General features: G+C 44.0%; 19 protein-coding genes, 1 other RNA gene and 1 pseudogene. 17 read left to right on the top strand and 4 right to left on the bottom strand.

Going from position 1 to position 20,068, the window contains the following annotated elements; translation table 11 throughout:
• The first annotated feature begins 7 nt into the window (after nt 1-7).
• The 11 genes from HCX89_RS02325 (at nt 8) to HCX89_RS02275 (ending at nt 12,097) form a co-directional block, all read left to right on the top strand.
• Nucleotides 8-1,114: an O-antigen ligase gene (locus HCX89_RS02325; RefSeq protein WP_167714927.1), complete on the top strand. Its 1,107-nt coding sequence runs from the start codon at nt 8-10 to the stop codon at nt 1,112-1,114.
• The gene (locus HCX89_RS02320; protein WP_167714925.1) at nt 1,089-2,240 is read left to right on the top strand and encodes a glycosyltransferase; all 1,152 of its coding nucleotides are present in this window, start codon (nt 1,089-1,091) and stop codon (nt 2,238-2,240) included. Before HCX89_RS02325 ends, HCX89_RS02320 begins: the two co-directional genes overlap by 26 nt.
• A 39-nt stretch (nt 2,241-2,279) precedes the next feature.
• Complete coding sequence (hisH, locus tag HCX89_RS02315) at nt 2,280-2,912, top strand: imidazole glycerol phosphate synthase subunit HisH (protein WP_167714923.1); 633 nt, start codon at nt 2,280-2,282, stop codon at nt 2,910-2,912.
• Nucleotides 2,906-3,670, top strand: a complete 765-nt coding sequence (locus HCX89_RS02310) for an AglZ/HisF2 family acetamidino modification protein (RefSeq protein ID WP_167714921.1) — start codon at nt 2,906-2,908, stop codon at nt 3,668-3,670. The genes hisH and HCX89_RS02310 overlap by 7 nt, the downstream gene beginning before the upstream one ends.
• A 7-nt stretch (nt 3,671-3,677) precedes the next feature.
• Entirely contained in the window at nt 3,678-4,823 is a 1,146-nt protein-coding gene (locus HCX89_RS02305; protein WP_167714919.1) for an N-acetyl sugar amidotransferase, read from the top strand.
• On the top strand, nt 4,804-5,922 hold the full coding sequence (locus HCX89_RS02300; RefSeq protein ID WP_167714917.1) for a glycosyltransferase family 4 protein: 1,119 nt from the start codon (nt 4,804-4,806) through the stop codon (nt 5,920-5,922). The genes HCX89_RS02305 and HCX89_RS02300 overlap by 20 nt, the downstream gene beginning before the upstream one ends.
• 345 nt (nt 5,923-6,267) lie before the next feature.
• Nucleotides 6,268-7,521, top strand: a complete 1,254-nt coding sequence (locus HCX89_RS02295) for a glycosyltransferase family 4 protein (RefSeq protein ID WP_167714915.1) — start codon at nt 6,268-6,270, stop codon at nt 7,519-7,521.
• Between the two features lie 349 nt (nt 7,522-7,870).
• The gene (gene rfbB / locus HCX89_RS02290; RefSeq protein WP_167715151.1) at nt 7,871-8,890 is read left to right on the top strand and encodes a dTDP-glucose 4,6-dehydratase; all 1,020 of its coding nucleotides are present in this window, start codon (nt 7,871-7,873) and stop codon (nt 8,888-8,890) included.
• Nucleotides 8,891-8,944: 54 nt separating this feature from the next.
• A complete protein-coding gene (gene rfbA / locus HCX89_RS02285) occupies nt 8,945-9,820 on the top strand; it encodes a glucose-1-phosphate thymidylyltransferase RfbA (RefSeq protein WP_167714913.1) in 876 nt (291 codons plus the stop codon).
• 70 nt (nt 9,821-9,890) lie between these two features.
• Complete coding sequence (locus HCX89_RS02280; RefSeq protein ID WP_167714911.1) at nt 9,891-11,054, top strand: nucleotide sugar dehydrogenase; 1,164 nt, start codon at nt 9,891-9,893, stop codon at nt 11,052-11,054.
• Between the two features lie 41 nt (nt 11,055-11,095).
• Nucleotides 11,096-12,097 (top strand): NAD-dependent epimerase, encoded by a 1,002-nt coding sequence (locus tag HCX89_RS02275; RefSeq protein ID WP_167714910.1) that lies wholly within the window; start codon nt 11,096-11,098, stop codon nt 12,095-12,097.
• A 78-nt stretch (nt 12,098-12,175) separates the two neighbouring features.
• On the opposite strand, the gene HCX89_RS02270 is transcribed toward HCX89_RS02275, so the two are convergent.
• Entirely contained in the window at nt 12,176-12,649 is a 474-nt protein-coding gene (locus HCX89_RS02270) for a copper resistance protein NlpE (protein ID WP_254428339.1), read from the bottom strand.
• Between the two features lie 209 nt (nt 12,650-12,858).
• On the opposite strand from HCX89_RS02270, the gene rfbC reads away from it, so the two are divergent.
• From rfbC to HCX89_RS02250, 4 genes and pseudogenes are all read left to right on the top strand, one after another.
• The gene (gene rfbC / locus HCX89_RS02265; RefSeq protein ID WP_167714908.1) at nt 12,859-13,422 is read left to right on the top strand and encodes a dTDP-4-dehydrorhamnose 3,5-epimerase; all 564 of its coding nucleotides are present in this window, start codon (nt 12,859-12,861) and stop codon (nt 13,420-13,422) included.
• A gap of 392 nt (nt 13,423-13,814) precedes the next feature.
• Nucleotides 13,815-16,058, top strand: coding sequence for a catalase/peroxidase HPI (gene katG / locus HCX89_RS02260; protein WP_167714906.1), 2,244 nt, complete (start codon nt 13,815-13,817; stop codon nt 16,056-16,058).
• Nucleotides 16,059-16,448: 390 nt separating this feature from the next.
• Complete coding sequence (locus HCX89_RS02255) at nt 16,449-16,697, top strand: DUF3297 family protein (protein WP_025011888.1); 249 nt, start codon at nt 16,449-16,451, stop codon at nt 16,695-16,697.
• Between the two features lie 139 nt (nt 16,698-16,836).
• Nucleotides 16,837-16,989 (top strand): annotated as a pseudogene (locus HCX89_RS02250) (transposase); the annotation flags it as partial.
• Nucleotides 16,990-17,200: 211 nt separating this feature from the next.
• Here HCX89_RS02250 and ssrA read toward each other — a convergent pair.
• Nucleotides 17,201-17,555: a transfer-messenger RNA gene (gene ssrA, locus HCX89_RS02245) on the bottom strand.
• A 115-nt stretch (nt 17,556-17,670) separates the two neighbouring features.
• Nucleotides 17,671-18,156: an SsrA-binding protein SmpB gene (gene smpB / locus HCX89_RS02240; protein ID WP_025009743.1), complete on the bottom strand. Its 486-nt coding sequence runs from the start codon at nt 18,154-18,156 to the stop codon at nt 17,671-17,673.
• A gap of 208 nt (nt 18,157-18,364) precedes the next feature.
• On the opposite strand from smpB, the gene HCX89_RS02235 reads away from it, so the two are divergent.
• Nucleotides 18,365-18,802, top strand: a complete 438-nt coding sequence (locus HCX89_RS02235; RefSeq protein ID WP_025009744.1) for an SRPBCC family protein — start codon at nt 18,365-18,367, stop codon at nt 18,800-18,802.
• The gene (locus HCX89_RS02230) at nt 18,792-19,127 is read left to right on the top strand and encodes an RnfH family protein (RefSeq protein WP_025009745.1); all 336 of its coding nucleotides are present in this window, start codon (nt 18,792-18,794) and stop codon (nt 19,125-19,127) included. Before HCX89_RS02235 ends, HCX89_RS02230 begins: the two co-directional genes overlap by 11 nt.
• An 85-nt stretch (nt 19,128-19,212) precedes the next feature.
• Here HCX89_RS02230 and HCX89_RS02225 read toward each other — a convergent pair whose 3' ends face one another.
• The gene (locus HCX89_RS02225) at nt 19,213-19,710 is read right to left on the bottom strand and encodes an outer membrane protein assembly factor BamE (protein WP_109248406.1); all 498 of its coding nucleotides are present in this window, start codon (nt 19,708-19,710) and stop codon (nt 19,213-19,215) included.
• Nucleotides 19,711-20,068 lie beyond the last annotated feature (358 nt).

The raw sequence follows: 20,068 nt of genomic DNA, 5'->3' as shown, positions 1-20,068 counted from the left end.
TTATAAAATGGAATTTTTGATTGCTATAATTATTTCTTTATCTATTATTAGAGAAACGGTATTTGTTGAGCTTTTTGGCACTACTTTTTTGAACCTGCTGATTTTAGCTTTTCTTTTTCTTGTAACAATAAACTCGCGTTTAAATAAGTTTTTCTATATCGCATTGTTTCTAGTTGTAGTTAATTTAATAAGTATTAATATAAATGTGAATACCCAACATCCTGGTGGGATAATTACGTTTTTCATATACTCTTTCACATTAATTTTGCTTGCAGTCAAGAAAAATAGCATTGATTTTATATTACTAAACAAGCTATTAGGGTTAGTTTCCTGTCTTTTTATTTTTATTGTTTATTATTACTACTTTTCAGGTCTGCAACAGTTTAACCAATTTTTTATCTTAACAGGTCCATTTCTAAATCAAAATACAACGGCCATGTCTAGCTTGGCACTATTGACTTTGAATGTAGTTACTAATAGAAATAAAAACTTAATAAGTTCGAGCTTAGTTTTTTTCTTATCTATTGTTATAGTGATGACTCAGTCTAGAGCGAGTCTTCTTGCTGCAACCATAATAATTACATTTTATTTTTGGTCTTTGTATCGTTGGTGGGTGATAGTTATTTATGGTATTCTAATGACTTTCATTTTCTCGTATCTACTGGCCAATCCAGATTTGTTTTCACATATTATGGCTAGACTTTTTGAATCAGGGACTAGTGGCCGTACTGAATTATGGTTTAAAGCTTATAATATTTTGACAGAGGATATTGGAAGCTTCATGTTTGGAGTGGGTGTTAATAACTTGATTTTAAGTTATGGTGCTTCTGAAGATATTAGCGTGCATAACTCCTATATTAACCATATTGCTAACTATGGATTTTTATCTACACTTATTTTGGTTTTGTTCATTTTTAGCTTACTTCTCTCTAACCTTGTAAGATATCGTCAAGTTAATATTTTTGTTGTATCCTCATTTTCACTGTTACTGACAGGGATGTTTGAAACAATTTTGTTTTCCGGATTTAATCCTATATGGATTACGCTAATTTTTATAATTTATTTAAGCAATATTTTAGAGACAAAGCATGCATATACTAATATTGCCATCTGAACATTTTGTTACGGAAATAAACCCACTGGCAGGAATATTTCAATATGAACAAGCGTTAGCTTTGAAGCGGGCTGGACATCAAGTTGGGGTGATATCTGTTGGCTTTATTACTACAAGGTACTTATTAAAAAAGTACCCCTATCAAAAAGTTGAATCAACGGAAGGCGTTAATATATATAGAAAATATAAGAGATTGTTGTTGCCCTATAGAGTATTAGATTTTAGCTCGCTGGCATGTAAATACTCTAATTTATTTCTTAATCAACTAGAACAGTACATTGTTGATTGTGGTATGCCAGATGTTATTCATGCTCATAATTTTTTGTATGCAGGTTACCTTGCAAAAGTAGCTAAAGAAAAGTATCGAATACCTTTCGTATTGACAGAACATAGTTCCGCATATGCTCGTGGATTAGTTGAATCTAAATATGACCCTTATCTGAAAGATATTTGTAACGAAGCAAGCGAACTTAATTGTGTTAGTTCTAAGTTTAGGGGCATTTTGTCTGCCCGTTTAGAACATGATTTTTCAGTATTAAGTAATTTGGTAGATACTCGTTTTTTTAATAATGATGTGTCTTTGAAGTGTAAGGGTGACTTTACATTTATTAATGTTGGCTCATTAGATAGTAATAAAAATCAAGCACTGCTATTACTAGCTTTCGCCAAAGTATTTTTGGGGAAAAAGGTAAAACTTAAGATAATTGGCGATGGACCTCTGACTCAAAAATTAAAGTCACTATCTATTAATTTAGGCATCGACTCTCAAGTGATTTTTATGGGAAGATTAGAACGTCATCAAGTAAGTAAGGAAATGTCTAAAGCTCATTGTTTTGTGTTACCTAGTAATTATGAAACTTTTGGTGTGGTACTGATTGAAGCATTAGCTTCTGGGTTACCGTTGATAGCTACTAAATCAGGTGGGCCAGAGGATATTATAAATGATCAAAATGGAGTTTTGGTTGATGTGGGTTCTGAAGTACAACTCAGTTTGGCGATGAAATATGTTTTCGAGAATTATGATAGATATGATGCTGAAAAACTGAGGAATAATGCTCTTGAACGGTTTAGTGAACGTGAGTACGTTAAAGTAGTGGATTCATTGTATGCCAACGCTATGCAATAAAGTTTTTTGAGAGTCTCTCATGAATACAAGGTTTTGGTTATGATCAAAATAGTTGACTATGGAATGGGTAACTGCGGTTCTATCAAGAACATGCTTCGTTATTTAGGAGCTGATGCGCAGATAGTGAGTCAACCTGAAGAGTTGATTGATGCAAATGCTATTATTCTTCCTGGTGTAGGGGCTTTTGACCATGGTATTAAAAAATTGTCGGCTTTTAAACCCATCCTAGAGAAGAAAATTCTTAATGAAAAAGTTCCTTTTTTGGGAATATGCTTAGGGATGCAGCTTTTACTACAAAGAAGTGAAGAAGGAACACTTGCTGGTTTAGGTTGGATTGATGGAGAAGTTAAACGTTTCAGTTTTGAATTATCAGAAAGTAGCCGAAAGTTAGCTGTGCCACATATGGGGTGGAATGAAGTCTGGGCCAATAGTAAAAAAGACAATTTGCTGGATCCTTTAATTTCAGGTGTATATGATCGCTTTTACTTTGTTCATTCATTTCACGCTCAAAATGTTCCTAGTGACAATATATTAGCCTATTGTCACTATGGTTATGATTTTATATGTGCAGTTCAAAAAAATAATATTTATGGTGTGCAGTTTCATCCAGAGAAAAGCCATAAATTTGGTAAACATTTTTTAGCTAAATTTATTGAGTTGGTCAAATGTTAAAGTCTCGTGTGATTCCTGTACTGTTGCTGCAAGATGGTGGTTTAGTTAAAGGTGAGAAATTCAAGAAGCATAGGTATGTTGGTGACCCTATTAACTCTGTTCGCATATTTAATGAAAAAGAAGTGGATGAACTTGCTTTTGTCGACATCTCGGCAAGTCTAAGCTCTAAGGACCCTGACTACGCACTTATTGAAGATATGGCCTCTGAAGCTTTTATGCCAATTGCTTACGGTGGAGGTATTCGTCGACTTGATCAGGTTGAACGATTGTTTCGTTCTGGAGTGGAGAAAGTTATAATCAATTCCGCTTTTGTTTCTGATCCTAACTTTATTCGAGAATGCAGTATTATAGCAGGTTCACAGAGTATAGTGGTTTCAATTGATGTAAAAAGGAGCTTGTTGGGAAAGTATGAGGCATATACTTACAGTGCAACTAAAAAGGCGGATTTAAGTCCTATAGAATACGCCAAGCAAGCTCAGGATTTTGGAGCGGGTGAAATAATAGTTACTGCTATAAATCGTGAAGGAAGTGGTTCTGGACTTGATTTGGAATTAGTTAGAAAAATTGTGGATACGGTACAAATACCCGTGATCGCACAAGGTGGTGTGGGAAGTTTGGAACATATACGAGATGGGGTTAAAATCGGTGGTGCTTCGGCAATAGCTGCGGGAACTTTTTTTACCTTTCACGGTAAGCATCGAGCGGTTTTGCTAACTTATCCTGATTATGATCAACTTGAAAACTTATTTAAAAAATGAGACGGTAATGACTGCACAAAAATATAAGATGTGTACACGTTGTGTGATGGATACAACTGATCCCGAAATTTCTTTTGATAGTGAAGGTGTTTGTAATCATTGTCATACATTTGATAGTGAGACTAGTAAGCGTTGGTTCCCAAATGAAGAAGGTAAGGTCAAATTGCAAGAAATGTTTGACCAGATTAAACATGAGCGTAAAAATTTTGAATATGACTGTGTTCTTGGTCTAAGTGGGGGACTAGATAGCTCTTATCTGGCTTTAATTATGAAAGAATATGACATGCGGCCCTTGGTTGTACATGTCGATGCTGGCTGGAACAGTGAGACCGCTGTTTATAATATTGAAAAAATAGTTAAGTATTGTGGTTACGATTTACATACACGGGTAATGAGTTGGCCTGAGATACGAGATTTACAATTAGCTTATTTAAAAGCTGGAGTTGCAAATCAAGATGTTGTACAAGATCATGCATTTTTTGCTTCACTTTATCACTTCGCCGTAGAAAATAAAATTGATTATGTTATAAGTGGTGGAAATATTGCAACAGAAGCTGTTTTCCCAAAAAAATGGCATCATGCCGCCATGGATGCGATAAATTTAAAAGCCATTCACAAGAGGTTTGGTAAGCTACCATTAAAAGATTATAAAACCATTAGCTTTCTGGAATATTATTTATATTATCCTTTTATAAAGAAAATGAAAGCTGTTCGTCCTCTTAATTACATGCCATATAGTAAGGAAGTAGCTCTGCAAGAATTAGTTGAAAAAGTCGGTTATAAACCATATGCTAGAAAACATGGTGAATCACGCTTTACTAAGTTCTTTCAGAATCATTACTTGCCTGTAAAGTTTAATATGGATAAGAGAAAACCTCATTTGTCGAGTATGATTTTGTCCGGATTAATTACTCGTGACCGAGCACTTGATGAGCTAAACAAGCCCTTATATGACGAGACGGAGCTGCGTGAAGATAAACATTTTATATCGAAAAAGCTAGGTATTAGTGTTGAGCAGCTCGATGGATATGTTAACTCTCCAGGACATTTATATTCAGAATATGCAAATTGGGATTCCCGTTACACTTTGATGAAAGGGATCCAGTCATTTGTTTCTAAGGTGCTTGGTCGAAATGTTAAAAACTACTCGTAAAGTTGTTCACCTCACTTCAGCACATACGCGCTATGATACCCGTATTTTCCTCAAGCAATGTACTTCGCTGGCAAATCACGGTTATGTTACCTCATTAGTTGTTGCTGATGGAAAGGGGGATGAGCTTCGTAATGGCGTATCTATTTATGATGTGGGAGCCTCGAAAAGCCGAATAGATAGAATTCGAAATGCACCTACTCGGGTGTTTGAGAAAGCCTTGGCACTTGATTTCGATATTTATCATCTCCATGATCCAGAGTTGATCCCTATTGGCCTAAAGCTAAAAAAACTTGGGAAGACAGTGATTTTTGATGCACACGAGGATGTCCCTAAGCAACTATTAAGTAAGCCTTATTTAAATAGACCTGCAAGGTGGATTTTCTCAAAGGGGTTTGCCTTTTTTGAATATTGGGCGTGTCGTAAGCTAGATGCTGTGGTGGCGGCAACTCCTTTTATCCGGGATAAATATATTAGCATTGGTGTTAGGTCTATTGATATTAGCAATTATCCTATATTGGGAGAGCTCGCTACACTCGGTTCAATTGATTGGTCAATTAAAGAGGCTCAGATAGCTTACGTTGGCGGGATTAGTCAAGTTAGAGGCATTTTACAAATGGTTAAGGCCTTTAGAATCGTTGATTCAAACGCTCGACTGCAGTTAGCGGGAAAATTTAGTGAAGTCTCAATAGAAAAAGCTGCACGAGCAGACTTAGGTTGGCAGCGCGTCGATCCTTTGGGCTTTGTTGGCCGTGAAGAGGTACGCGACTTGCTGGCTCGTTGTGTAGGCGGTTTGGTAACACTCTTACCTTCACCTAATCATATTGAATCTCAACCGATTAAGATGTTCGAGTATATGAGTGCTGGCGTTCCTGTAATTTGTTCTGACTTCCCTCTTTGGCGACAAGTTATAGAGAATAATCAGTGTGGTCTATGTGTTGACCCATTTGATGAAAAGGCAATAGCTAATGCTATCGATTATCTAGTTAGTAATCCAGATATAGCAGAAAAAATGGGACGTAATGGTCAACAGGCTGTACAAGAGAAATATAATTGGGGAATAGAAGAACGTAAGTTTTTAGAGTTTTATCAAACATTGTGAGTTCTATTTATAGTGTAAATCTAACTATCTCTGAATTTTTTCGATATGATTAAGTCATGTAATTCATATTTTGTTTTTCTATATAAAAATTTTTTCTACACTTTTCTCAGTATTAATCTTCTTAGATTTTGGTTGGTTAGTTTAAGTAGAGATTTATTGCCGATTTAAAAATCAAGTGTTTTATGAATGTTTTCTTGTGTAGAACTTAATGAAATTTATAGATTTTTGGTTTTACATGTGCTTTTCTTACATTGTAAGTATCTAAACATAGTAAGCAATAGTCATGGATCTCTAATCTCATCTAACGGCCTCCTAAGGTTTGTTGAATTATTGATGTGAAATTTAATGGATATTTTAGTAAATAATGATATTTCCCCAAGCGGGAGTAAAACGGCATGGATTATTAATCAGTATGCATCAACTCCTGTAACAGGATTCGGAGGTCGACACTATTATTTGGCTCGCGAATTGGCTAAGCAGGGCTACAGTGTTTATCTTATTGCATCATCTGCAAATCATCTCCTTAATCGTCAACCTGATGTGAAGAATGCTTGCCTAATAGAAAAGATTGATGGTATCAATTTTGTCTGGGTAAAAATGCCATATTATGCTGAAGCACACAGCAAGCAGCGAGCATTAAATTGGTTTATTTTTTCATGGCGCTTACAGAGGCTAACTAAGCTATTGTCTAAACCTGACACGATCTTATATTCCTCTCCCTCACCAATTGCATTTTTAGGAGCTGAGTGGCTAGCAAATAAATTCAAATCGCGTTTGTTATTCGAGGTGCGTGATATTTGGCCGCTTACATTGACTGAAATCGGTGGATATTCAACTAATCATCCATTTATCCGCTTTATGCAATGGGTTGAAGATCGAGCCTATCGGAAATCTGATGCAGTGATCTCAAACTTAAAGAACTCGGTCGAGCATATGATCTCCCGCGGGTTAAGTCCTGATAAATTTAGCTGGATTCCAAATGGTTTTTCGCTCGATGAAGTCAATCAAAAGGTGTTATTGCCCGAAAGTGTCAGCAAGCAGTTACCTCAAGGAAAGTTCTTAGTTGGCTATACCGGCACTTTGGGGGTTGCAAATTGTCTCGATAGCTTAATTGACGCCGCTGAAAAGTTACGTGATTACGAAGATATTGTGTTTGTGCTTGTTGGCGGCGGTAAGTTAAAGGAGTTGCTTAAATCACGTGCTGCGGATAAAGGGCTTAAAAATGTTCTATTTATTGACACTATACCTAAGGTTCAAATTCAAGCTATGTTAAGCCGGTTTGATGTCTGTTATATTGGTTGGCTAAATGAGAAATTGTACCGATTTGGTATCGGTGCTAATAAAATCCCTGAATATCTCTATTCCGGTAAACCTATATTGCACGCTTATTCCGGTTCATCAGACCCAATTATTTCTGCTAATGCAGGCATACAAGTACCAGCCGAAGACCCTATAAAGTTAGCAGAGGCAGTGTTAAAGTTCTATCACATGCCCATCGAGCAGAGGTTGGCCATAGGGGCGAATGGCCACAGTGCAGCGGTAAGACAATATGAATATGGACAACTTTCTCAACAGTTAGCGGAGATAATGTTTCCTTGATTAATTGTAAATTTGCTATATTTCACCCTTAATGCTGTTTAAAAAAATGCTAAATGGCTGTTCCTAAACGTAAGTCACTAAGCTGATTTGTCTCAAAGTCGAGCTGTTAGCACAATTGTGCTTCGAACCCTATAGTAAATAACTGTTCGAAATAGTAGACCACTGCACCGATATCGTCTCCTAATAGTAACTTGACGCAGTTAGAACACTAAGCCTGGTGAGCTGGGCTTCAAGAACACATGTTCGGAAACTCTTGCACCACAAGGGTTCTGCAAGGTGTAGCATAATTAAGAACACTTATTTAGGATGGCGGCTTCTTTACATCGTATTGTTATAAGTGACATAGATGATGAAAATTCTAGTTACAGGTGGATGCGGCTTTATTGGTTCATCGTTGGTTCGTTATCTGCTGACTCATACACGTCATAGGGTATTAAACCTAGACAAGCTCACTTATGCCGCTAATTTGGATTCAGTCCAGGATGTAAGAAAAGGGGAGAGTTATCAATTTGCTCAGGGTGATATCTGTGATAGTGACTCTGTAGATAAGTTGTTTTCGCAATTTAAACCAGACGCCGTTGTGCATCTAGCTGCGGAAAGCCATGTCGACCGTTCAATCGATGGCCCTGCTGCTTTCATTCAGACCAATGTAGTGGGTACTTACACTTTATTAGAAGCCGCTCGTAGCTATTGGCAAGGTCTTTGTGGTGTTCAAAAGGCTAACTTTCGTTTTCTTCATGTTTCCACAGATGAAGTTTATGGTGAGCTAGATTTGTTAGATTCACCATTTACTGAAAACAATCGATATGCACCAAGTAGCCCATATTCTGCATCCAAAGCTTCCAGTGATCATTTGGTGCGTGCGTGGCATAAAACCTACGGCTTACCTGTAGTTATCAGCAATTGTTCCAATAACTATGGCCCTTATCAACACTCAGAAAAGTTAATTCCACGGATGATATCCTGTGCGCTGGAAGGTAATCCTTTGCCAATATATGGAAGAGGGGAGCAAGTAAGAGATTGGCTTTATGTTGAAGATCATGTACGAGCATTGTATAGCGTTCTAACTCAAGGGTGTATAGGTGAAACCTATAACATAGGGGGGCAGAGTGAGAGGCGAAATATTGATGTTGTGAGGGCTATCTGTACTCTTTTGGAAGAGTTTGCCCCTAACAAGCCCAAAGGTTTGACGCAGTACGAGCAGCTGATTAGTTATGTTTCGGATAGGCCTGGTCATGATATGCGCTACGCTATAGATTCCAGCAAAATTCAAACGGAGTTAGGTTGGCAACCTTATGAGTCTTTTGAATCAGGTTTACGTAAAACAGTTGCTTGGTATGTCAATCGTTGTAAAAGTTGTGGACAGTAATATTGTGACCGTAACGAGTGTGCTGGAACGGTTTCAGCAGATAAAAAGGTAGCCATGAAAGGCATTGTATTAGCAGGCGGTACAGGTAGCCGTTTGTTTCCTACTACTCGTGGGATATCCAAGCAGCTACTGCCCGTATTTGATAAGCCGATGATTTATTATCCTTTATCGGTTCTTATGTTGGCGGGTATTCGTGAAGTTCTCATCATAATCACTCCTCAGGATAGGACCGCATTTGAGCGTTTACTTGGTGATGGAAGTGCTTATGGGATTAGACTTGAGTACTTGGTTCAGCATGAGCCCCAAGGGATTGCTCAAGCGCTGATTTTGGCCGATGATTTTTTGAAGCAGCAACCTTGTTGCCTAATCCTTGGCGACAATATCTTTTACGGCCAAGGGTTCACCGGTCAGTTAAATAATGTAATGACGAAACGTGCCCGAGATATAGGCGCAACTGTTTTTGCTTGCCAAGTGAAAAATCCTCAGCGCTTTGGGGTCATTACATTTGATGATTCTGGAAAGCCTCTATCGATTGAAGAAAAACCTTTGAAGCCTAAATCTAATTGGGCGCAGACAGGTTTGTATTTTTTAGATGGAAGAGCATCAGATATTGCCAAGAGCTTGCAACCTTCTGCGCGAAGCGAGCTCGAGATAGTAGACCTTATCAATCATTACTTGATGGAAAACGTCCTAGATGTTGAGTGCTTGGGTCGAGGGTTTGCTTGGCTTGATACCGGTACCGTAGAGTCACTCCACCAGGCTGCATGTTTTGTTCAGAGTATTCAAACATTGCAGCAAGTAAAGATTGCTTGTCTTGAGGAAATAGCCTTGCGACAACATTGGATATCCAAAGAACAACTCAGGCAACACGCGATATCTATGGGAAGCAATGAATATGCAGCCTATCTTTGCTCCTTACTCGATTTATGAATTCTGTCTTGTATCAGTCGTTTTTCTCCTGTGCTAAGTTAGCGTACAGCATAAGCCATTGGGGAATAAAATGAAGATAGTGGTTGTTGGTACGGGTTATGTGGGTTTGTCAAATGCGGTGTTGTTGGCACAACATAACCAGGTGTGGGCTTTGGATGTCTCCTCGAAGAGGGTGGCAATGGTCAATGCCGGGCACTCGCCCATCGCCGATGAGCTTATTGAGCAACACTTGGTGAGCAATAAGTTGCAGTTAACTGCCACAACGGACAAAGAAGTCTATCGCGGTGTAGATTATGTCATTATTGCAACACCAACGGATTACGACCCTAAGACTAACTACTTCGATACCAGTACTGTTGATGAGGTGACGCGGGACATTGTCGCTGTTAATCCCTCTGCTTGCATTGTAATTAAGTCAACTGTGCCAGTTGGTTTCACCAGAGCATTACGTGAGAAGTACAACTCGGCCAATATCATATTCTCACCTGAGTTTTTGAGAGAAGGCAAAGCCTTATACGATAACCTCTATCCTTCGAGGATCATTGTCGGCGAACGTTCTGAGCGGGCAGAGCGCTTTGCTCATCTGCTAGCGGAAGCCGCGCTAAAACCAGATATTCCTGTACTTTTTACCGGCAGCACAGAAGCCGAAGCCATTAAGCTTTTTGCCAACACATACTTGGCCATGCGTGTGGCTTATTTTAATGAACTTGACACCTACGCTGAAACCCATGGGCTGGATACCCGGCAGATAATCGATGGTGTATGTTTGGACCCCAGGATTGGGAGTCACTATAACAACCCATCATTCGGTTATGGTGGCTACTGTTTACCGAAAGATACCAAGCAACTGCTTGCCAATTACAACCAGGTTCCCAACAATCTGATTGCGGCCATAGTGGATGCCAATAGAACTCGTAAGGACTTCATTGCGGACTCTATTATTGCCAGAAAGCCCAAAGTGGTTGGGGTATATCGGCTGATAATGAAGTCTGGCTCAGATAACTTCCGCGCTTCTGCAGTGCAAGGTGTGATGAAGCGGATAAAGGCCAAAGGGATTGAAGTGGTGGTTTACGAGCCGGTACTTGAGGAGAATGAGTTTTTCCGTTCGCGAGTGATAAGCGACTTGGCTGAGTTTAAGCAGATCTCTGATGTGATTATTTCCAATCGCATGGTCGATGAGCTAAAAGATGTTGCCGATAGAGTCTATACCCGGGACCTGTTTGGAAATGATTGAATACGCCGCAGAAGGGCTGCAAGTTGAATGAGATCAACAAAATGAAATATCTGGTTACCGGAGCTGCTGGCTTTATCGGTGCCCGAGTTTGCGAACGTTTGTGTGAAGCGGGGTTTGCAGTTGTTGGTATCGACAATCTCAATGATTACTACGATGTCAGTTTAAAACAGGCCAGATTGCAAAAGCTGGCTGACTTTAACCATTTCCAATTCCAAAAGCTTGATCTTGCCGACAGGGAAGCCATGGCTGAACTCTTTGCCGAAGGCGGTTTCAAGCGGGTTATCCACTTGGGTGCCCAAGCCGGTGTCCGTTATTCGATTGAAAATCCCTATGCTTATGCAGACAGTAATCTTGTCGGCACTCTTACTGTGTTGGAAGGTTGTCGCCATCACGGCATAGAGCATTTGGTGTACGCTTCTTCCAGCTCTGTTTATGGCCTCAATAAGAAGATGCCGTTTGCGACAACGGATTCGGTTGATCATCCGGTTTCTTTCTATGCCGCGACCAAAAAAGCCAATGAGATGATGGCTCATAGCTATGCGCACCTATATGGCTTGCCAACAACGGGACTGAGGTTTTTCACCGTCTATGGCCCATGGGGGCGCCCGGATATGGCACCTATGCTGTTTGCCGATGCCATTACCTCTGGCAGGCCCATCAAGGTGTTTAATCAGGGGGATATGAGCCGTGACTTCACCTTTATTGATGATATTGTCGAAGGCATTATCAGAGTGGCCGATAAAGTGCCACAGATACAAAGTGATTGGACGGTAGAGCAGGGCACTCCGGCAACAAGCAGTGCTCCATATCGCGTGTACAACATAGGCAATGGCAGCCCGGTTCGTTTATTGGACTTTATCAGCGAGCTTGAAGTAGCGCTCGGGCAAAAGGCCGAAAAAATTATGCTGCCTATGCAAGATGGTGATGTCCAGGCCACTTGGGCAGATACCGAAGATTTATTTAAAGCTGTGGCTTACAAACCACAAGTTGGGATCAGTGAAGGGGTGAAGGCTTTTGCCGATTGGTATAAAGCCTTTTATTGATAAAAGAGCCATAGCGCGCTTCAGATCTGAAGCGCGCTATGGCTTGACTTGGCTGTATTAGCTTAAACACTGCCCCAATTACTGTTCTTTACTCAACCTGTAGTTATCTGCCAGGCTGCCGGTGATGCGGTTGCCTTCTCTATCCAGCATAAACAGCTGATTTTCCCCTACCAGATATTTACTGCCATCCTCTAGGGTGATTTTGCCGCCGCTGGCATCCCAGGTGAACTTGCCGCTTTCGCTGAATATGCTCTCGTCCTTACCTTGATACACTTGCTGCAGGCGATAGCTGTTGTCTCCCTTGAGCGTCAGCGTGGTTTCTATTCCTGAGCAATCTGCACAGGGCAGCAGCCCTTTATAACTTCCTTCCCAATCCAGCGCATTTTGGCTGGTATCACCCATTGGTACTTGCGCTGTTTGCTCAGCGGGGGCTGTAGCCGGTTCTGTTTGGCCGTTAGTGGCCGGAGATTGTGTCTCCTGGTCTTGGCAAGCCGCCAAGCCAAGCGCCATACCACTCGTCATCAATAACGCAAAAATAGTGGACTTGTTCATGGTTTATTCCCTTAAGTTACCTAAGTTGACCTTCAGGCTAGCACAGCTTTTTTGGCGGTAGTAAGGCTTTTGTCACACCATCTGGGTTACGGTTCAGAGCATATTCAGTCACGTAACCGGCTTGTTTACGCAATGCAATGGAAAGGCTATCGTGCTATGACTGCGACTCCTGCTACAATCCCTCCAATTACCGTTTTTTGTGTCTCTTGATGAAAGCTCAATCTCTCCCTTTATCCGGCCTGATATTGTTTACGCCCGAGATCTTCAGCGATACCCGGGGTTATTTTATGGAGTGCTTTCGAGCCTCCGGTTTTGAAAAAGCCTTGATGGATTCCGGTCAGGCTGCTGTCACTTTAGTGCAGGAAAATCACAGTTGCTCTGGCGCGGGAGTGCTTAGGGGGCTTCATTTTCAGCGCCAATATCCCCAGGGTAAGTTGATTCGGGTTATCAGCGGTGAGATCTACGATGTCGCCGTCGACATTCGTCCCCAATCTCCCACTTTTGGAAAGTGGCACGGTTTGTATTTATCGGCACAGAACCGCTGTCAGCTGTGGATCCCACCAGGGTTTGCCCATGGTTTTTATGTGACCAAGGGCCCGGCCGAGGTGATATACAAGTGCAGCGATTATTATCAGCCCGGCGATGAAGGTGCCATTGTCTGGAACGATGCTGACTTAGCGATAGACTGGCCGCTGAATATCGCACAGGGTGAGCCATTACTCTCTGCCAAAGACAGACAGGCCAGGCCCTTTTGCGCTCAAAAGTGGGTTTAAACACGAATATTTGATAGCAATTACTGACTTCCAATCTTTGGCTTAGAGAATGGTTAAGCAGAATGGCTTAATAGCAGGTTTGTGTTTTTGAGATGGCTGAAATGGCGTCAATCTCACCGGGTTAGGAATGTACCGGAGATAGTTGGGTAACTACAGAATACTATTCTCTAAATTAGTTGATACTTCTTTTTAGATTACGACAATCTGATTTAATCGTTAGTCGCGAATAAGTTTCCTCACTACCTTGGAGTGAACAGCGGCAGGCCGTATTCGCCGCTGTTTAACTGTGCCCGTTTGTTAAGGCGCGCTAACCAAAGGCGCCGGCATTCGCGGCACTTGAATCGGGAAAGTGGCTTATCCCACGCCCTTCACCAAGGAAGAGGACTTCCAACATGAAATCAAGTATCCCATCTCTAACCGCGGTGGCGTTGTCTATAGCCATGGTTTTTGGCGCAGCCGCTACCCAAGCGGCGCAGTCGCAATCTGCCGCTCAACCTCAGGCCGCAACAACCAACGCCTATTGGTGGCCCCAGCAACTGGATCTATCGCCACTGCGCCAGCACGGCGCTGAATCCAATCCCTACGGCGCCGATTATGATTATGCCAAGGCCTTTGCCTCTTTGGATTTGGACGCCGTCAAAGCCGATATCAAAACCACGTTGACCACGTCCCAGGACTGGTGGCCCGCCGACTATGGCCACTATGGCCCGTTCTTTATCCGTATGGCCTGGCACAGTGCCGGTGTTTATCGCATCTTTGACGGTCGCGGCGGTGCCAGTGGTGGCCAGCAACGTTTTGAACCTCTCAACAGTTGGCCCGATAACGTCAGTCTCGACAAGGCTCGCCGCCTACTTTGGCCAATTAAACAAAAGTATGGCAGCCAGATCTCCTGGGCCGACCTCATGGTACTGGCGGGTAACGTATCCCTGGAGTCCATGGGTTTTAAAACCTTCGGGTTTGCCGGTGGCCGCACTGATGACTGGGAAGCCGAAAAGGTTAACTGGGGCGCCGAGAAACAGTGGCTCGACAATAAACGCCGCAATGAAAAGGGTGAGTTGGCCAAACCCTTGGGAGCCACCCAGATGGGGCTCATCTATGTGAACCCGGAAGGTCCCAACGGCGTGCCCGATCCCTTGGCATCCGCCCAGGAGATCCGCGATACCTTTGGCCGTATGGCCATGAATGATGAAGAAACCGTGGCGCTGATAGCCGGTGGTCACACCTTCGGTAAGGCTCACGGCGCCCATGATCCTGCCAAGTGTGTCGGCGCAGAACCCGCTGCCGCCGGAATAGAGGAGCAGGGTCTTGGCTGGAAAAACCGCTGCGGTAAAGGTCATTCGGAAGATACGGTTTCCAGCGGCCTTGAAGGTGCCTGGTCTTCCAACCCCACCAAGTGGACCATGGAATACTTAACCTGGCTCTACACCTTCGATTGGGTACAAACCAAGAGTCCGGCCGGCCACATTCAATGGATCCCTGCCGATGGCAAGGCCGCCAATTTGGTGCCTGACGCCCATATCCCCGACAAGCGTCATGCTCCCATCATGTTCACCAGTGATATCGCGCTGAAGGAAGATCCTATTTACCGCGAAATCACGACCCGTTTCCTCAATAATCCGGCCGAGTTTGAGCTGGCCTTCGCCAAGGCCTGGTTCAAGTTGACCCACAGAGATATGGGGCCGAAGACCCGCTACCTGGGTAAAGACGCGCCTGCTGAAGATCTGATCTGGCAAGACCCTATCCCAGCGGTCGATCATGTTTTGATCGACGCGGCCGATACCAAACAGCTGAAAGCGGCCATTTTGGATTCAGGCCTCAGCGTGTCTGAGCTGGTGAAAACGGCCTGGGCCGCGGCGTCATCTTTCCGTGGCACAGATATGCGTGGCGGCGCCAATGGTGCCAGAATCGCCCTGAAGCCCCAGAGCGATTGGGCGGCAAATGACCCCAAGGCATTGGCGAAAGTCATTGGCAAGCTTGAGAAAATCCAAAATGATTTCAACAAGAAAGCCAAGGGGGGTAAAAAGGTGTCGCTGGCCGATCTCATTGTATTGGGTGGCAGTGCAGCCATAGAAAAAGCCGCGGCCGATGCCGGGGTTAAAGTCAATGTTGCCTTCCATCCCGGGCGGATGGACGCGACTCAGGCCCAAACAGATGTAAATTCCTTTGCCGTGCTGGAGCCCAAGGCCGATGGCTTCAGAAACTATTTCAGTGAACAAAGCCCGGCATCACCGGCCGAAGCTCTGATTGAAAAGGCGAACTTCCTTAACCTGACGGTTCCTGAAATGACGGTATTGGTCGGCGGTCTCAGAGTGCTGAATGCCAACAGCGGTGGCAGCAAACATGGGGTGTTCACCCAAAACCCTGGCAAGCTCAGCAACGATTTCTTCGTTAACCTGCTGGATATGTCCACTCGTTGGGAAAAGGGCAAAGAGCCAGGTCTCTATCAGGGTCTTGATCGTCAGTCCGGCAAACTCAAATGGACGGCTACGCCTGTCGACTTGGTGTTTGGTTCCCATTCAGAACTCAGAGCCGTCGCTGAAGTGTATGCCGCAGACGATGGCAAGACCCGCTTCGTTGAGGACTTTGCCAAAGCCTGGAGCAAGGTGATGGAGCTGGATAGATTCGATTTGCAGTAGTCGTTGACGGCTGATGTAAACAAGTAATAGAGGGGATAATCCACCCCATGAAATTGGCGCAGGCTTTGACTTTGCGCCGATTTTTCTTGGGGCTTTCCCAAGCGCTATTTCTATTGGATTTGGGGATAAGGTATTTGGCCAATAGAACAACTTCAGCTGCCGGCTCGTCGCATACGCCGTTAATCGTTTGGAATCTGACTCTATTGATTCACATATCAACGGGCGTGCAATCGAGTCAGATAAAGTTTAGCCCATAGCCGAACAACCAAATTGGCTGATTGGATTTATAAAAAGGGCATAAACCGTGTGGATAAAGCCATTCGCCGCTATTGAGCCAGATTGGGGTATTGCCTACAATATCGCGAGTTTTATTTACCCAAGATGAAGATTATGACCGATACCAAAGTACCACCCGCTCTGCCGGATCGCCTTTCTATCAACCCACGCAGCCCACACCATGTGGCCGAAGTGTTTGAGTTCGATGTGGGTATTCGCATCAATGGCAAAGAGCGCAATGACGTGGAAGAATACTGCATCAGCGAAGGCTGGATTAAAGTCGCCTCTCACAAAGCGCTCGACCGCCGCGGCCAGCCCCTGCTGATGACCATCAAAGGCACAGTCGAAGCTTTTTATAAGTAAGCTTATCTGCCAATTAACCCCTGAGGGCTATCCGTAAGGATGGCCCTTTTTTGTTACTTGGCAATTGAACTGCCAAGGTCACTGACCATAGGGAGTGTTGCCAAACCGTGAGCTGGAAGCGGTTGTAGCGGTCAACTAATTCCGGAACGAATGTCTGAACCAGCACTGGTTCAGAACCTTGGACGAGGCCAGATATGAAATCGAGCTATGGCGTGAACACTACAACCATGTTCGCCCACATAGTTCACTGAACTACATGCCGCTTGTTGCGTATGCCAAGCAAGCGGCATAAGCTGGAAAATCTCATCAAGATATTGGTACTAATCTCGGGGAAAGGTCAATGGTATTCCAAGAGTAAGTCAAATCACCTTGGAATACCGTTTGGGATACTAAAGCTGTGAGATTCAGTGAGACCACTTGATACGTCGTGGTACGCAATCTGTTGATTTTGTTGTTTTTTAGGCAATAAAAAAGACGTCCGAAGACGTCTTTTTACTTTGAATTGGTGGAGGCGGCGGGACTTGAACCCGCGTCCGAAAAACCTACGCTCAAGGCGCTACATGCTTAGTCTCTCTTTTGTTTAACCGGTTGAACTCCGAAAGACAGGATTCCAAACGGTGAGCCTGGTACTGTTTCGCGGTTCACCCCCAGACAAGGTTCCCTCGCTAGCACTATGTAAGGTGACCATCAAATCCACTGCCCATGTGCGAGACCTGTGGTAGATGGCTAGCGGCCTTAGGCTGCTAGAGCGTAGTTATCGTCGTTTGCAACTATAACTGTGCGGCTTTTTACGAGGCCAACCGCCCCTCGGCATGCTCCCGGAGTTTCGCGAATCCCGTCGAATCCAGAATCGCCCCCGTGATGTTTTGATTGTAACCCCTTTACCGCCGGCTTACCAAGGCTTTAATTGGCAAAGGACAATCACTTGCTGGTTATCCGCACAATTTGCGTGCGAAATAACGGCAAATATCAGTTACTTGCTTTTCATGACCCGGGCTTTCTCGATAGCCCAGTCACGTTGTTTAATATCATCGCGCTTATCGTGGGCTTTCTTACCTTTACCCAAGCCTATCTCAACCTTGACCCAGGCACCTTTGCGCCAGTACATGGAGATGGGCACTATGGCGTAACCCTGTCTTTCAACCAAGCCGGCCAGACGGTCCAGCTCACGGCGATTGAGCAGCAGTTTACGCATGCGGGTCGGGTCGCAGACCACATGAGTCGACGCCGCGCTGAGTGGGGTGATATTACAGTTGTGCAGGAAGGCTTCGCCATTTTTCAGCATGACAAAGCTTTCCGACAGATTCACCTTGCCGGCGCGGATGGATTTGACCTCCCATCCCATCAGGGACAGACCGGCCTCGAATTTTTCATCGAAGCGATATTCAAAGGTCGCACGCTTGTTCCGGGCAATGGTTGCCGGAGCGTTTGCGGATTTTTTTGCATTCTTCTTAGCCATAGGCTGGCTATTATACGCAGCAGCCACCAATTTGGAATTGGCCTGGAAGAATATTTTGAGTTGTGGGCAGTAGCTTAGGGTTTTGTTGCTGGCTTTTTGAGCGCTTATGGTGGCCGCTCCCATTGCGGTGGAACAAAGGATGCGTTTTTCGGCCGGCGTGCTAAAATCCGGGTCTGTTTTTGAGTCAGCCAAGAGTATCAACCAACGGATGCCACAGATTTCCCGCAGTGTTCTGGTGCGTTACAGTGCGATGCAGATGTACCAGCTAGTCAATGATGTCGAGTCTTATAAAGAGTTTCTTCCCGGTTGCGTTGGCGGTAAGGTGCTGGAGTTTGATGGCAAAACCATGCTGGCATCGGTGGATATCAGTAAGGCCGGGATCAGCAAAACCTTTACCACCCGTAATCAGGTGGTGGAAGGCAAGAGTATCGAGCTGCAACTGGAGAATGGTCCTTTCAAGCATTTGACCGGCCATTGGTATTTTACCGAATTGGCCGAGGACGCCTGTAAGGTGGAGTTTGAGTTGAATTTTGAGTTCTCCAGCTCCTTGGTTGGTATGGCATTCGGCAAGGTGTTCAAAGAGTTGGTTACCTCTATGGTGACGGCTTTTACTCAACGGGCGAAGGAAGTATACAGTGGCAAGTGAACAGGAAAAATTCAGTGTCGATGTCATTTATGCATTACCGACACAACAGAAGGTGATCAGTGTTTCCGTGACGCCGGGTACCAGTTTTATTGAGGCTGTGCGTCAGAGTAACATCCAGGCCTTTTTCCCAGAGATTGATTTGGAAACGGTGAAACTCGGCACCTTCAGCCGTCAGGTCAAACACGATGAAGAAGTTGAACCCGGGCAGAGAATCGAAATCTATCGCCCCTTGATTGCCGACCCCAAAGAGGTGCGCCGCAAGCGCGCCGAAAAAGCGGCCGAGGAAGGGCGGATCAATAAAGTGACCGGCGCCAAAATCAGCTGAGTGACTTGAGTAACAGCAAGACATTAAAAAAGCGCCTGTTGGCGCTTTTTTAATGTCTTTGTCTGTGCAAGCTTGGAATTCGGAATTACTTACCGTCCTGCTCGTGCTTATTCATCTTGGCGGGATCTTGCTCTTCAACCAGAGGCTTTTCATCACCGCGTTGCTGCGGGATCTGCGGCGTCAGCTCTGGGCTGTTGGCCATTGGCAGGCTGCTTTGCTCCAGCGGGGTATTGAATTCATTACTCAGTTCATAATCCCCTGTGACTTTGGCCAATTGATCACCGTTAAAGTGTAGGATCAGTTCCTTATGGGTAATACTGGCATCACGACCACTCTTGTAATGGTAAACATAGTACCAGGTATCATCCTTGAAGCTGTCACGCAGCACAGGACGCCCAAGCACAAATTCCACCTGTTCCTTGGTCATGTCGATGCGCAGCTTTTCCACCTGCTGAGGCTCCATATAGTTGCCCTGTGGAATATCAGGCTTGTACACCAGCCAGTCAAAGACACTGCAGGCACTGAGTGAGAGGGTGAGCGCACTGACGCTCAGCAGGGTTAGACTTTGCTTTTTAATTGACATTGAATGTGCTACTTCATGAAAAACTGTCGGCCATAATACCCAAGCCCAGCCCGTGCTGACAAGGGCTATTGACTCGGCGCTTGAGGCTTCGACAACATAAAAGTGACTTGGTTCGTCTCTCTGTTGCCAAATTGTTGTCTTGGCTCAAATTAACATCCGGCAAATAGAATAAGTTAACGGGGGGCGGCTGATTCTTTCTGGTATAGCCAAACGCACCATTGACAGACTGACAAGAAATTTGAAATCGCTTTACCGGCTTGCAATAAGCCTGCTGCAGCATTGAAAACTATTTGTATTTAAAAGACTTATTTTTATATTTGCTCAAAATTTCGGTTATCAAGGTCTATAAAGCTGGCTA

The organism is Shewanella sp. Iso12, assembly GCF_012030025.1.
In the GTDB taxonomy this organism is placed as follows: domain Bacteria; phylum Pseudomonadota; class Gammaproteobacteria; order Enterobacterales; family Shewanellaceae; genus Shewanella; species Shewanella algae.
The sequence above is the reverse complement of the archived record's forward strand: the minus strand, read 5'-3'. Positions and strand labels throughout refer to the sequence as shown.

What these genes read in the sequence shown, in the direction of transcription:
- HCX89_RS02305 (WP_167714919.1), top strand. Translation starts at nt 3,678, where the DNA reads ATGACTGCACAAAAATATAAGATGTGTACACGTTGTGTGATGGATACA.
- katG (WP_167714906.1), top strand. Translation starts at nt 13,815, where the DNA reads ATGAAATCAAGTATCCCATCTCTAACCGCGGTGGCGTTGTCTATAGCC.
- HCX89_RS02320 (WP_167714925.1), top strand. Translation starts at nt 1,089, where the DNA reads ATGCATATACTAATATTGCCATCTGAACATTTTGTTACGGAAATAAAC.
- HCX89_RS02270 (WP_254428339.1), bottom strand. Translation starts at nt 12,649, where the DNA reads ATGAACAAGTCCACTATTTTTGCGTTATTGATGACGAGTGGTATGGCG.
- rfbC (WP_167714908.1), top strand. Translation starts at nt 12,859, where the DNA reads ATGAAAGCTCAATCTCTCCCTTTATCCGGCCTGATATTGTTTACGCCC.
- HCX89_RS02325 (WP_167714927.1), top strand. Translation starts at nt 8, where the DNA reads ATGGAATTTTTGATTGCTATAATTATTTCTTTATCTATTATTAGAGAA.
- smpB (WP_025009743.1), bottom strand. Translation starts at nt 18,156, where the DNA reads ATGGCTAAGAAGAATGCAAAAAAATCCGCAAACGCTCCGGCAACCATT.
- HCX89_RS02275 (WP_167714910.1), top strand. Translation starts at nt 11,096, where the DNA reads ATGAAATATCTGGTTACCGGAGCTGCTGGCTTTATCGGTGCCCGAGTT.
- HCX89_RS02280 (WP_167714911.1), top strand. Translation starts at nt 9,891, where the DNA reads ATGAAGATAGTGGTTGTTGGTACGGGTTATGTGGGTTTGTCAAATGCG.
- HCX89_RS02295 (WP_167714915.1), top strand. Translation starts at nt 6,268, where the DNA reads ATGGATATTTTAGTAAATAATGATATTTCCCCAAGCGGGAGTAAAACG.
- hisH (WP_167714923.1), top strand. Translation starts at nt 2,280, where the DNA reads ATGATCAAAATAGTTGACTATGGAATGGGTAACTGCGGTTCTATCAAG.
- HCX89_RS02300 (WP_167714917.1), top strand. Translation starts at nt 4,804, where the DNA reads ATGTTAAAAACTACTCGTAAAGTTGTTCACCTCACTTCAGCACATACG.
- HCX89_RS02225 (WP_109248406.1), bottom strand. Translation starts at nt 19,710, where the DNA reads ATGTCAATTAAAAAGCAAAGTCTAACCCTGCTGAGCGTCAGTGCGCTC.
- rfbA (WP_167714913.1), top strand. Translation starts at nt 8,945, where the DNA reads ATGAAAGGCATTGTATTAGCAGGCGGTACAGGTAGCCGTTTGTTTCCT.
- HCX89_RS02235 (WP_025009744.1), top strand. Translation starts at nt 18,365, where the DNA reads ATGCCACAGATTTCCCGCAGTGTTCTGGTGCGTTACAGTGCGATGCAG.
- HCX89_RS02310 (WP_167714921.1), top strand. Translation starts at nt 2,906, where the DNA reads ATGTTAAAGTCTCGTGTGATTCCTGTACTGTTGCTGCAAGATGGTGGT.
- HCX89_RS02255 (WP_025011888.1), top strand. Translation starts at nt 16,449, where the DNA reads ATGACCGATACCAAAGTACCACCCGCTCTGCCGGATCGCCTTTCTATC.
- rfbB (WP_167715151.1), top strand. Translation starts at nt 7,871, where the DNA reads ATGAAAATTCTAGTTACAGGTGGATGCGGCTTTATTGGTTCATCGTTG.